Below are 12,142 nucleotides of genomic sequence, written 5' to 3'. Positions count from 1 at the left end.
GCTCACCCGGCCGGCGGCGGGCTGGACGGCGGCGTCGGCGGGTAGGGCGGCGTCGGGGCGTACCCGGGGGCGGGTCCGGCGGTCGGCGGCGGGCCCGCGTGCGGCGCGACGCCCGCGCCGTGCGGCCAGGCCGGCGCGCCGGTGGGCTCCTCCGGCATCAGGAACCACATGATCGGGTACGCGAACAGCGCGAGACCGCCGGTGAGCAGACCGGTGAGCGCGAAGGCCACCCGGACCAGTGTGGGGTCGACGGCGAAGTAGCGGCCGACGCCGCTCGCGACCCCCGCGACCATGCGGTCGGTGGTGGGTCGACGGAGCTGCCTGTACGGGGCGTGGGGAGCGGTGGTCGATGTCATACCTCCACGGTCCGCGCCGGTGTCCGCCCCGCCCTCGGTGACCGCCCGGATCCTTACCCTGACCGATCCCTGATCGGGGCCAGACAGTCAGGAATCCGACTCTTTTCCGTTCCGGTAACCCGGCCCGGGGAGAATTTGCTTCCGTGACCACCTTGCTGGAGCCGCTCCGCAGGATCGCGGCATACGCAGTCTGTGCTGATTCGACAGGCCGAGTCCTGCTGGTTCGCGCCTCGGAGCGCTCCGGCACCCCCGGCACGTGGTCCCTGCCCGGCGGGGCGGTCGACCACGGCGAGGACCCCAACCACACGGTGGTGCGCGAAACCGCTGCCGAGACCGGCCTCTCGGTTGCCGTCTCGGGCCTGGCCGACGTCCTCGCCGACATGCGGGCGCTGCCGGATCGCGGCATCACCATCCACACCGACCGGCTGATCTACCGGGTGGCGGTCCGCGGCGGCACCCTCGCCGACCGGGTCGGCGAGCGTCCCACCGACCTGGCTCGCTGGTACACCCTCGACGAGGCGCGTGAGCTGCCGCTGCGCTCGTTCACCGCACGTGCCCTCGGGCTGCCCGCGTCCTCCGCCGACGTGGTGCCCGACGAGGCCCCCGAGTTCCCCTCCTTCTACGCGGTGCCCGGTCCGGACGGGCTGCACCGGGCGCAGCGCTTCGCCGCGTACGCGGTGTGCACCGACCCGGCCGGTCGGGTGCTGCTGACGAGGGTTTCCGACGGCTACCCGGGCGCCGGCTGCTGGCACCTGCCCGGCGGCGGCACCGACTACGGCGAGCAGCCCGGTGCGGCGCTGATCCGCGAGCTGGTCGAGGAGACCGGGCAGACCGGCCGTCTGGTCGAGCTGCTCGGGGTGGCGAGCCACCGGGACGCCGCGTCGCTCGGCCCCGAGGGTTACCCGATCGACTGGCACGGGGTGCGTGCCTTCTACCGGGTCGTGGTCGACCAGCCCAACCCGTTGACCGTGGCCGACGTGGGCGGCTCCACCTGCGAAGCCCGCTGGTTCGCCCGGGAGGAGCTCGGCGCTCTGCCCACCCACCACCTCACCGAGGTGACCGCCGAGGCAGTCCAGGCCGCCCAGCTCACCTGATCCGCGCGGCCCAGAATCCCCACAAGCGGTACGGCGCATGATCAAATCGGTTTTGTGAATGTCGGGGTGTCCCCATCGCCGGGGATACCCCGACATCCGGAAAACGGAGTCGATCATCGCTGGATCCGGGCGGGGTGGCCGGGCGGGTCGGCGGGGGAGCGAGTTGGTGGGGATGAACCTTGTGCGGCGTGTTGGGGCTTATGGGCTTTTGTGGGACTCGGACCGGGTCCTGGTGGTCCGGGACGGGGCCGAGGGCGAGTTTCCGGGCGTCTGGCGGCTGCCCGGCGGCGCTGTCGCGCATGCCGAGCACCCCGAGCGCGCCCTGATCCGTGCGGTCGCCGAGCAGACCGGGTTGACGGTGCCGGTGGGTCGGCTGCGCACGGTGGTCGCCGACGTGGTCGCCGTTGGGGAGGATGACGTCTCGCTGCACACCGATCGGCTCCTGTTCGAGCTCGGGGCGCAGGACGGCACCCTGCGCGACACCGGCGGCGGCACCGTCGACCGGGCGCGCTGGCTCACCCCGGCCGAGGCGGCGCGGGTGCCGCTGACCCCGTTCACCGCCGGGGTGCTCGGCCTGCCGGTCACCCCGCTGCCCCCCGGAACGCGCCGGTCACGCGTGCCGTCTCCGGCACCGCACCCCGACCGCAGGTTGCGCTTCGGGGCGTACGGGCTGGTCACCGACCCGGCCGGGCGGATCCTGCTTACCGAGATCGCGGCCGGCTATCCCGGGGCCGGCCTGTGGCACCTCCCCGGCGGCGGGACCGACCATGGTGAGCAGCCGGCCACCGGCCTGCTCCGGGAACTGATCGAGGAGGGCGGTCAGCGGGGCCGGGTGGGGGAGATCCTCGGTGTGAACAACCTGCACAACCCCGCCGCGCTCGGCCCGGAGGGCCGACCGCTGGACTGGCATGGCGTACGGGTCACCTACCGGGTGCTTGTGGACGAGCCCACCGATGCGGTGGTCACCGAGTCCGCCGGAGGTTCGACGGCGCGGGCTGGCTGGTTCACCCGCGAGCAGGCCCTCGACCTGCCGTTGAGCGACATCGCTGCCCTGGCAATCGGACAATGTGCCCGATAGCACTCCGCTCGATAGGCCGAGTTGGTGACCCTCCGGTACAGTCAAAGACGGGAATGATGGAGGAAACGGGCGGTGAAGCCCGAGATGGGAATAAGCGAGCGGTTCGAGCGGTTTAGCCCAGATATAAGTACCGCCGGCAGCTATCGCCAAGCCATGTCCCCCTATGCGATGGTGTACTCCGCGCAAAACGGCTGCCGGGCCACGCACGGTCCGGCACGAGACAGCCGGAAACCCGCCCCGCGGCGGGCAGCCGATCCGGTGATGGAGGAAACGTGCCGAGAGCCCCATGGCGCCGGCGTCGTACTACTGACAGTCCGCGCCCCGCAGGGCGTCGCTGGGCGGGCCGGTTGCGCCGCAGCAGCACATTCGCCCGCCAGGTGCTGTTGGTCCGGGTTGGTCGCCGTGACGGTGACCTGCACGCGACCGACCTGACCCCGACCGAGCACCGGTACGCCGACCGGCAGCGCCGTCGCTACGGCCTGGACCGGCTCAGCCGTCCGGCGCCGGGCGTCGGTCGAGCCGAGATCGAGGCGATCATGCCGGTCAGTCCGGCGATGCCGCCCCTGGCACACGTCGACGAGGCTTCGTCGCGGTCGATCCCGCTGCTCCCCGGCGACCGCACCGTCGCCCGCCGGATGAAGTTCGGTCTGGTCAACGCCTGCACGCTGGCCAGCCTGATGCTCGGCATGCTCGCCATCTTCCTGGCCATGCGGGGTGAGGTACAGATCGCCGCGCTCTGCCTGATCGCCTGCGTCGTCTTCGACGGCCTGGACGGCGCGCTGGCCCGTCGGCTGGGCGTGGCAAGCCCGTTCGGCGCGCAGATGGACTCCCTTGCCGACATGTGCTCGTTCGGCCTCGCCGCTCCGGTGGTGGTCTACGCCTCACTCGCCGGCTCCGTCTCCACTGCTGCGGCGGCGGTGGCGTGCGCCCTCGTCGCGGCGTGCGCCGCGATTCGACTGGCCCGCTTCAACGTCTCACCGAAGGACGGCCGGTTCTTCTGCGGCGTGCCCACCACGATGGCGGCAGCGGTGCTCGCCGTCACTGTGGCGATCGGCCTGCCCGTGCCCGGTGCTGTGCTGGTCGCGGGGGTCGCGCTGCTCGCCTTCGCGATGGTGTCGAGCTTCCCGTACGCCAAGCTCGCCCGCCTGGTGAAGCTGCCGCCGTGGCTGTGGCTGGCCCCGGTGATCGGCGCGCTCGTCGACATCCGGCTCACGTTCGCGCTGATCGTGGTGGGCTACCTGGTCAGCGGGCCGGTGCTCTGGCTACGGCAGCGTCACACCGCCTGATCTCCAACCGGAAGAAGGGGGCGCCGCGGTCAGCGGCGCCCCCTTCTCACGTTCGTCGGTCAGCGCCAGCGGGCGATGACAGTGGACCCGCCCACGACCTTGTCGCCCGGCCCGACCAGCGGGTCCGCAGCGTCGGCCGGGAGGTAGACGTCGGTCCGTGAGCCGAACCGGATCAGCCCGAAGCGCTCACCCTTGGCGAGCAGTGCGCCGATCGGCGCGCGCTGCACGATCCGACGGGCGATCAGCCCGGTGCGCTGCGCGACCACCACCGTGCCACGAGCGGTGTCCAGCACGGTGTACGCCGCGACGTTGTGCTCGGCGTCCGGCTTCATCGCGTTGACGAAGCCGCCATCGGCGACGAAGTAGTCCACCACCTTGCCCGCGACCGGGGCACGGTTGACGTGCACGTCCAGCACCGACAGGAAGACCGCCACCCGCAGCCACTCGCCGTCGCCGAAACGCTCGTCGTGCAGTCGCTGCACCGACAGGACCTTCCCGTCCGCGCTGGCGACCACCGCGGTCGGGTCTTCCGGCACGTCGCGCTCCGGGTCCCGGAAGAACGCGGCGACCGGCCCGGCGGCCAGCGCCGGCAGCAACCAGAGCTTCGACGACGGGCGGGCCACCCGGGCCAGCGCCGCGAGGCCCAGCGTGATGCCGGCAGCGGCCACGCCGTTGGAGTCGATGTGCATGCCGCGGGTCAGCGGCACGCTGGACGGCCGGTGCGCGGGGGCGAGCCGGTCGGCTGCGGCAGGGCTCGCCGGGGTGAAGCGCAGTCGGTAGATCCGTACCGGTGGCGAGTTGCGCAGCACCAGGTCGGCGCCGACACCGTAGAGGGCGTCCTGGCGGGCCAACTCGGCGGCGGCCCCCGTGGTCCGGCCGGGCGTGGCGGTGGTCGCCACGCTCAGCACCGCACCGTCGGTCAGGTACTTGGTCAGGCCCTCGATGCCACCGCGGGTCTCCTCGGCGGTGCCGCTGAACACCTCGCCGGCGATGACGACACCGGCGGCCTCGGCCTCGACCAGGGAGTCGACGACCCCCACCCGGTCGGCGACCCAGCGGCCCTGGGCGTTGACGTGCTCGCGGAGCGCGGCAGCGCCGAACGGCTCGGCGGGCACCACGGTGAGCCGGTCACCGGGGAGCAGCGCCTCGATCGCCGCGGCCAGCACCGCGGACTCCGGGCCCACCCCGACCAGCAGGGCGACCTTGGGATCGTTGATCCGGGCCAGCTCGGTGACGAGCGTGCGGGCGGCTCGCTCGCCGATGCGGACCGGACCGGACCGGCCGGTCGTACGCACGGCGGGGGACTGGGTCATGTCGGGCGGGCTCCTGACGGGGTAGAGACGGGAATCGCGGCGGGGCCGCCATGGCGGGACGGGCCGGCCGGCGGAGGCGAGATCTCCACCGGCCAGCATATGCGTCCGTCCGCGCCAACGGCACCGCCGTGGTGGTGGAGCAGGCCGAGGCCGGGCCGCGCCCGAGGTCAGGCCTCTCCCCGTCGACCCTCCCGCTCGTCGCCCGGCTGGTCGGAGACCGCCTCGGCCAGCCGCTCGGGCCGGGTCGGCTCGTCCCCGTCCGGCTCTCGCCCGGCGAGTGGGAGGGTCGGCTCGTCGGACTGGCCGGGGATCGGGGCGGTCTGCGGCTCCGCTGGCGCGTGAGCCAGCCAGGCCGGGTGGATGACGTCGGTGGGCGGCGCCTCCGGTGCTCGTACCGTGGTGGTCGCCGTCTCCGCTGTCGCTTCCGGCGAGGGAGCGTCCCAGGTGGAACGTTCGGCCTCCCAGACCGGCAGGGCCGCGCCGGAGGTCGGCACGCCGGAGACCGGAGCGGACGCGCCGGAGACGGGCGCGGCGGCCACTGTGGCAGCGACCTCGGCGGTCTGCTCCGGCTGGCCCGACCGACCCGAGCGCAGCGCGCCGACCAGCCCGAAGATCCCGATCAGGATGAGCGCGCTGGCCAGGAACCACCCGACCGCCGGCAGCGCGAACCCGAGCAGTTGGGCGAGCAGCCACCAGGCCGACAGCGCCAGGAACACGAGCCCGAAGGCGAACGACACCAGATCCGTGCGGTGAGCCTTCACCGGGTCACCTCCAGGTTGCCAGCGTTGACATGGATGTACAGGCGCAGCGTCCCGCCGCCGGCACCGTCGGCGCCGAGGTCGGTGGACTCCTGCTGGCGGCCGTCCAGCCCGCCGGAGTGGGTGCCGAAGATGGTCGCGTCGCCGGCGTTGACGTCGGCCACCGTGGTGACGTCCACGTTCGGCGGGACGACCACTGTCGCCTTGCCGAAATTGATCGCAACGGTCACCTGGCTGTCCCGTTTCGCGAAGTCGATCCCGCGCAGGTCGAGTACGGCGTCACCGAAGCTGTTCTCGTACCGGTCGGCCAGATCGCGGTAGTCGGTCGGCGCCCAGGTCACCGCGCCGTCGACCCCGCGAATCCGGTCGTAGGACTCGGCGACCGTCGCCGTGCCCAGCGCCGCCGCGGTCACCAGACCGAGCGCGATGAGCCAGCGGGCCCGCCCGAACCAGGTGCCGACCAGCAGCCCCAGCCCGATCGTGGCCAGCGCGGCCGCGAAGTACGCCGAGGCGCTGATGGCGAAGACGTCGAGCAGGTCGAGCAGGGCGACCAGACCGAGGACCAGGAAGATCAGGGAGAAGGTCACCGCGCCGAGCGGAGAACGCTCCTTGGGGCGCTTCGGCGGCTTCGGTGGCTTCGCCGGGCGGGACGGGGCCGGGGGTGGCGAGGCGTACGGGCCGTGCGGCGCGAACGGGGGGCGGTATCCGGACGCCGGGGCGGCGGTCGGATAGCCGGACGGGGCGGTGGGTGCGCCGGTCACCGGTGCCGACGGCCACCCGGCGGTGGGCGGGTTGGCGCCCGGCCAGCCCGTGGCGGGCGCCGGCCAGCCGGCTCCGACAGTCGTCGGCTCAGCCGGTTGCGCGGACACCGGGCCCGTTCCGGGGACCGGCTGCGCCAAGGCTGCCGACTGCGGGACGCCGGCTGGCGACCCGTCGTACGCCGGGGTGGTCATGGTGGGCGGTCCTCCTGCGGTCGCGGTGGCGTACGCCGGAGCGCCGCCGGCCATCGGTGCCGTCGCCGGTGGGCCGGTTGGCGGCGCCATGCCGTACGACGGCGCGGGCCAGGTCACCGGTGGAACCGGGCCGGGCGGGTTGCCGGACGGTGCCGGCCCGGCCGGTGCGCCGGGCTGTGGGTTGCGGCTGTCCCGGTTGAGCAGCAGCGCGCCGGCGACCAGGATGGCCGCGCCGAGCAGCACCGCGCGGAAGGCGTCGGTGACGATGTAGGCGAAACTGGCCGCGACCAGGATGCCCAGGATGATGACGGTCACCGGCGACATGCTGGAGCGGCCGCGCCCGAGCATGGACTCGATCGGGGACGCGGTGTCGCCCTCGTTCGGAATGATCAACCAGGCGGCGACGTACACCAGGATGCCGATGCCACCGAAGAACCCGAGCACCGCGAGCAGCACCCGCCAGAGCACCGGGTCGGTGTTTGTGGCTCGCCCGATCGCCGCGCAGACGCCGGCCAGGTACCGCCCCTCGCGCGGTCGGACCAACCCGTACCGCGAGGTGAAACCGGTGCCGGCGAACGGCGGCGCGGACGGGCCCGGACCGCCCGGCCCGGGTGGCGTGCCAGCGGCCCCGTAGCCGGCGCCGGCCGCGAACCCCGGCCCGTGGCCGCCGGTGGGCGGCGGGTAGCCGCCGGCCGGATCGGCGGTGCTGCCGATGTCCGGGCCGGAGCCGGCGGGCGGCCCGAACATGTGGGGCTCGCTCCACCCGGCGGGCATCGCGGCTGGTGGGGGCGGTGCTGAACCACCCGGCTGTGCCGACCCTGGTCGGGGTGGCGGGGCAGTCTCCTCGGTCATGCTTCGATCCTGCTGCCAGCTGAACCCGAGCGACCTCAGGACCCGACCCTGACCCCACCCTGAGATCCGGGGGGTCGGAATGTCGGGGGCGTCCCCGTGGTCGTGGACGCCGCAGCGTGTGACGATCAGATCACCGACTTCCACCAGAGCCGCCACCTGACCAGGGAGCCTCCGATCAGCACCGTGATTCCGCCCCCGCGCCTCTATCGCGCACCCGAGCACCGGATGGCCGCCGGCGTCGCCGCCGGTATCGCCGATCATCTCGGCATCTCGGTGCTGCGGGTGCGCGTCGCGTTCATGGTGCTGCTCGGCCTGAGCGGGCTCGGCCTGCTGCTCTACGCGGCCTTCTGGGCGGTGGTGCCGCTGCGGCCCGGTGACACCGCGGTGCCGCCCCGGCGCGACGTCGCCCAGCTCCTGCCGTTCGTGGGGATCGGGCTCGGTGTCCTGTTGATCCAGGTGATGGTCTTCGACTCGGTCGGCGCGGCCGGCACCGCCGGATGGCTGGTGGCCATCATCGCGGTCGGCGCCGGGGTCATCTGGCACCAGTCCGCACCCGAACGGCGGCGGCAGTGGGGCAACGCGATGCCGGTGCCCTGGCTCGGCGCGGTCGTCGAGGAGAGTGACCGGCGGGCGTTCGTGCTCCGGTTCATCGGCGGCGGGGTGCTTGTCGCGGTCGGCATCATCGGCGTCGCGGCGGTCTACTCGCCGGCGCAGAACTTCGACGCGGTGATCAACGGCGTGATCTTCGCGCTGGTCGGGCTGGCGGGGGTCGGCGTGGTCGCCGCGCCCGTGCTCTGGCGGACGTACAGCCAGCTCCGCTCGGAGCGCGAGGGGCGCATCCGTGAGCAGGAGCGGGCCGAGTTGGCCGCCATGGTGCACGATCAGGTGTTGCACACGCTGGCCCTGATCCAGCGCAACGCCGGTGACGTCAAGACGGTGCAGCGGCTGGCCAGAGGGCAGGAGCGTTCCCTGCGCAACTGGCTGTACAAGCCGACCGCGTCGCCGAGCGAGCGCTTCGCCGCCGCGCTGGAGCAGGCAGCCGCAGAGGTCGAGGACACCTACGCGATCACCGTGGAGGCGGTCGTGGTGGGGGACCGGGAGACCGACGAGAAGGTCGGTGCGCTGGTCGCGGCCGCGCGGGAGGCGCTGGTGAACGCGGCCCGGCACGCCGGCGTCCAGACGGTGTCGCTCTACGCCGAGGTGGAGCCGGATCAGGTAAGTGTCTTCATCCGGGACCGGGGCAAGGGCTTCGACCCGGATACCGTGGAGGACCACCGGCACGGCGTGAGCGGCTCGATCATCGGGCGGATGAAGCGGCACGGCGGACGGGCCGAGATCCGGTCCGGCCCGGGGGAGGGGACCGAGGTCCGGTTGAACCTGCCGATCTCCCGGGACTCGTCCGCAGCGGAGAGGAACAGATGACCATGGCCGAGCAGTCGACCGAGCACCTCGACCCGGCGGATGCCCGCCCCGAGCGGCTCCGGGTGTTCCTGGTGGACGACCACGCCATGTTCCGGGCCGGGGTGCGCGCGGAGTTGGGCGTACACGTCGAGGTGGTGGGCGAGGCGAGCACGGTGGCCGAGGCGGTCACCCGGATCGCGGCGATCGGCCCGGACGTGGTGCTGCTCGACGTGCACATGCCCGACGGCGGCGGACGCGCGGTGCTGGAGGCGATGCGCCGCACCCACCCGCAGGTCAAGTTCCTGGCGCTGAGCGTCTCCGACGCGGCGGAGGACGTGATCGGGTTGATCCGTGCCGGTGCGCGGGGGTACGTGACAAAGACCATCTCCCCGGACGAGCTGGCCGCGGCGATCCGCCGGGTGGCGGACGGGGACGCGGTGTTCAGCCCACGGCTGGCCGGGTTCGTGCTGGACGCCTTCGCGGCCCGACCGGATGCCCCGGTGGCCGACCCCGAGCTGGACCAGCTCACCAACCGTGAGCGGGAGGTGCTGCGGCTGTTGGCCCGGGGGTACGCGTACAAGGAGATCGCCAAGGAACTGTTCATCTCCATTAAGACTGTGGAGACGCACGTGTCGAACGTGCTCCGCAAGCTGCAGATGTCCAACCGCTACGAACTCTCCCGCTGGGCGGCGGACCGCCGGCTGGTGTGACCCGCGGGTCGCCGTGACCGAGGATCAGACAAACGATCTCCGCGCCCTCGTCCACCCAGTCGGTGATCGTGCCCGTGCAGCCGTAGTCGACCTGTCCGGATGGGTCGAAATGCGGGCGGTGTTGGACGTCCTAACGGGCAGAGGTGCGCCCGGGGCCTGAGCGCGGGCGGGGAGCGGTTCTACGGGCGGCGCAACGTATTTCCTGCTCAGTGCTGCCCGTGCCGACCGTTTTATGATCATTTTTCAAGTATCGGCAACGTGGCGGGCAACTAACGGCTTGATAACGGCACCTTCACGGAAGAGGCCAGTTGGTGTCACAGTGGCAGCACCTCACCATCGGTGTGTGGCACTCCGTACGGCCCATGACCATGTCCCCGTCCGTCGCGACGGTTCGTGGCCGTGCCTCCTGCGTCGTGTCGCGCCTCGTTGGCGGGGAGCCCGGCGGATCGGAACATCAGGGGTGTCCCCAACTTCCCTGTGGTCCCGGCGACCCGCGCCCCGGGGTGGTCGGGCGGTGTCACCCCCAAACGTGCGTGAAACCCACGACGGAACCTGGTTAGAAAGAGGAGGCCCCTCGGAATGAGAGTCTCGAAGCGGGCGACGAGCGCGATCGCGCTCAGCGCGGCTGTCGCGCTTGTCGCGACCGGTTGCTCGAGCGGTGGCGACGGCGAGACCGCCGCCAGCGGCGACGGCGCGATTGTCATCCACGGTGTCCAGCCGGAGAACCCGCTGGTCCCGTCGAACACCACGGAGACCGGTGGCGGCAAGGTCGTCGACTGGTTGTGGACCGGCCTGGTCGAGTACCCGAATGACGGTGGCGCCCCGCGCAACGCGCTGGCGGAGTCCATCAACACCACGGACTCCAAGGTCTTCACGATCAAGATCAAGAAGGGTACCAAGTTCCACGACGGTACCGAGGTGAAGTCGAAGAACTTCGTCGACGCCTGGAACTGGGCCGCCTACTCGCCGAACGGCGCGCAGAACGGCAGCTTCTTCTCTGACATCCAGGGCTTCGACCAGACCTACACCAGTGACCCGGATGGTGCGGAGGGCCCGAAGAAGGCCCCGGCCCCGACGGCTGAGAAGCTGTCCGGCCTGAAGGTCATCGACGAGCAGACCTTCGAGGTCACCCTGTCGGCGCCGACCGCGGTCTTCCCGACCAAGCTCGGCTACAGCGCCTTCATGCCGCTGCCGGACGCCTTCTTCACCATGAAGCCCGAGGAGTTCGGCAAGAAGCCGATCGGCAACGGCCCGGTGAAGTTCGTGTCGTGGGATGACAACGTCCTCATCAAGCTGACGCGCTTCGACGACTACAGCCTGCGCGACAAGATGAAGATCAAGGACGTCGACGTCAAGCTGTACCAGGACGAGACGGCCGCCTACGCCGACGTGCTCTCCAACAACCTGGACTTCCTGGAGTCGCTGCCCACCTCGGCGCTCGCCGGTGACAAGTGGAAGACCGACCTCGGTGAGCGGGGCCGCTCGACCGTCACCCCGACGACCGCGCTGATCGCGTTCCCGATCTACGACAAGCGCTTCCAGAACGCGAAGCTGCGTCGCGCCGTGTCGCTGTCGATCAACCGGCAGGAGATCTCGGACAAGATCTTCTTCGGTACCCGCAAGCCGGCCGACAGCTGGGCGAACCCGCTGACCCCGGGCGCCAAGCCGGGCAACTGCACCGCCTGCAAGTTCGACCCCGCCACGGCCAAGACGCTGCTGGCCGAGGCCGGTGGCTTCTCCGGCGAGATGGTCTTCTACTACAACTCGGACTCCAGCCACAAGGACTGGATGGACGCCGTTGCGCAGCAGATCAAGACCAACCTCAACATCAACGCTCGGGCCGAGGGCGTGCCGACCTTCGCGGTCTTCCGCCAGAACGTCAACGCCCACTCGATGAAGGGCCCGTACCGCGCTGCCTGGCAGCAGGACTACCCGGACGTCGAGAACTGGATCAACCCGCTCTACGTCACGGGTGGCTCCTCGAACGACGGTCTGTACAGCAACCCCGAGGTCGACGCCCTGGCCAAGCAGGCCAGCGCCGCGCCGAGCCTGGAGGCCTCGCACGAGGCGTTCTCCAAGGCCGTCGAGAAGGTCGACCAGGACGTCCCGAGCATCCCGATCTACTTCTACGGCCAGCAGTCCGGCCACTCGGAGAAGATCAAGAAGCTCGAGCTGAACAACGTCGGCGAACTCGACATCACCTCGGTCGAGCTCTGATCCGAACGGTCTGACCCCGGGTCGGGCTCGCCACATCCGGTGAGCCCGACCCGGGGCCGTTCCGCGATTGGGTGTTACAACACTTCACTCGCACGTTGTCACCACCGTGTCGGCCGTCCGACGC

Annotated in this window: 9 protein-coding genes and 1 pseudogene; 6 read left to right on the top strand and 4 right to left on the bottom strand. The window is 71.6% G+C overall.

Annotated elements, in window-relative coordinates:
- Positions 1 to 2: 2 nt before the first annotated feature.
- A complete protein-coding gene (locus tag ACQPWW_RS30330; RefSeq protein WP_433127255.1) occupies positions 3 to 356 on the bottom strand; it encodes a PspC domain-containing protein in 354 nt (117 codons plus the stop codon).
- A gap of 143 nt (positions 357 to 499) precedes the next feature.
- Between ACQPWW_RS30330 and ACQPWW_RS30325 the strand changes: the two genes are divergently transcribed.
- The 3 genes from ACQPWW_RS30325 to ACQPWW_RS30315 all read left to right on the top strand — a co-directional run bounded on the left by ACQPWW_RS30325 (position 500) and on the right by ACQPWW_RS30315 (position 3,814).
- Entirely contained in the window at positions 500 to 1,450 is a 951-nt protein-coding gene (locus ACQPWW_RS30325; protein ID WP_433127254.1) for an NUDIX hydrolase, read from the top strand.
- 172 nt (positions 1,451 to 1,622) lie between these two features.
- Complete coding sequence (locus ACQPWW_RS30320; protein ID WP_433134682.1) at positions 1,623 to 2,528, top strand: NUDIX hydrolase; 906 nt, start codon at positions 1,623 to 1,625, stop codon at positions 2,526 to 2,528.
- Positions 2,529 to 2,875: 347 nt separating this feature from the next.
- Positions 2,876 to 3,814, top strand: coding sequence for a CDP-alcohol phosphatidyltransferase family protein (locus ACQPWW_RS30315; protein ID WP_433134680.1), 939 nt, complete (start codon positions 2,876 to 2,878; stop codon positions 3,812 to 3,814).
- A 59-nt stretch (positions 3,815 to 3,873) separates the two neighbouring features.
- On the opposite strand, the gene ACQPWW_RS30310 is transcribed toward ACQPWW_RS30315, so the two are convergent.
- The 3 genes and pseudogenes from ACQPWW_RS30310 to ACQPWW_RS30300 all read right to left on the bottom strand — a co-directional run bounded on the left by ACQPWW_RS30310 (position 3,874) and on the right by ACQPWW_RS30300 (position 7,690).
- Entirely contained in the window at positions 3,874 to 5,127 is a 1,254-nt protein-coding gene (locus ACQPWW_RS30310; protein ID WP_433127252.1) for a phosphatidylserine decarboxylase, read from the bottom strand.
- 515 nt (positions 5,128 to 5,642) lie between these two features.
- Positions 5,643 to 5,888, bottom strand: a pseudogene (locus ACQPWW_RS30305) (hypothetical protein); the annotation flags it as partial.
- Positions 5,885 to 7,690 (bottom strand): PspC domain-containing protein, encoded by a 1,806-nt coding sequence (locus tag ACQPWW_RS30300; protein WP_433127250.1) that lies wholly within the window; start codon positions 7,688 to 7,690, stop codon positions 5,885 to 5,887. The pseudogene ACQPWW_RS30305 and the gene ACQPWW_RS30300, both read right to left, overlap by 4 nt.
- Positions 7,691 to 7,846: 156 nt before the next feature.
- Between ACQPWW_RS30300 and ACQPWW_RS30295 the strand changes: the two genes are divergently transcribed.
- The 3 genes from ACQPWW_RS30295 to ACQPWW_RS30285 all read left to right on the top strand — a co-directional run bounded on the left by ACQPWW_RS30295 (position 7,847) and on the right by ACQPWW_RS30285 (position 12,018).
- Positions 7,847 to 9,112: a PspC domain-containing protein gene (locus ACQPWW_RS30295; protein ID WP_433134678.1), complete on the top strand. Its 1,266-nt coding sequence runs from the start codon at positions 7,847 to 7,849 to the stop codon at positions 9,110 to 9,112.
- Between the two features lie 2 nt (positions 9,113 to 9,114).
- Entirely contained in the window at positions 9,115 to 9,801 is a 687-nt protein-coding gene (locus ACQPWW_RS30290; protein ID WP_433134676.1) for a response regulator, read from the top strand.
- A 579-nt stretch (positions 9,802 to 10,380) separates the two neighbouring features.
- Positions 10,381 to 12,018 carry a peptide ABC transporter substrate-binding protein gene (locus ACQPWW_RS30285; protein WP_433127249.1) on the top strand — a complete coding sequence of 546 codons (1,638 nt, stop codon included), beginning with the start codon at positions 10,381 to 10,383 and terminating at the stop codon, positions 12,016 to 12,018.
- Positions 12,019 to 12,142 lie beyond the last annotated feature (124 nt).

Origin of the sequence: Micromonospora sp. CA-240977 (assembly GCF_050942285.1) — a bacterium.
Taxonomy (GTDB): Bacteria; Actinomycetota; Actinomycetes; order Mycobacteriales; family Micromonosporaceae; genus Micromonospora.
Note: the sequence above shows the minus strand (reverse complement) of the source record. Positions and strands in the feature narration are given on the sequence as shown.

Coding starts and splice junctions, on each gene's coding strand:
- ACQPWW_RS30320 (WP_433134682.1), top strand. CDS start 1,623: ATGAACCTTGTGCGGCGTGTTGGGGCTTATGGGCTTTTGTGGGACTCG.
- ACQPWW_RS30290 (WP_433134676.1), top strand. CDS start 9,115: ATGGCCGAGCAGTCGACCGAGCACCTCGACCCGGCGGATGCCCGCCCC.
- ACQPWW_RS30285 (WP_433127249.1), top strand. CDS start 10,381: ATGAGAGTCTCGAAGCGGGCGACGAGCGCGATCGCGCTCAGCGCGGCT.
- ACQPWW_RS30300 (WP_433127250.1), bottom strand. CDS start 7,690: ATGACCGAGGAGACTGCCCCGCCACCCCGACCAGGGTCGGCACAGCCG.
- ACQPWW_RS30330 (WP_433127255.1), bottom strand. CDS start 356: ATGACATCGACCACCGCTCCCCACGCCCCGTACAGGCAGCTCCGTCGA.
- ACQPWW_RS30310 (WP_433127252.1), bottom strand. CDS start 5,127: ATGACCCAGTCCCCCGCCGTGCGTACGACCGGCCGGTCCGGTCCGGTC.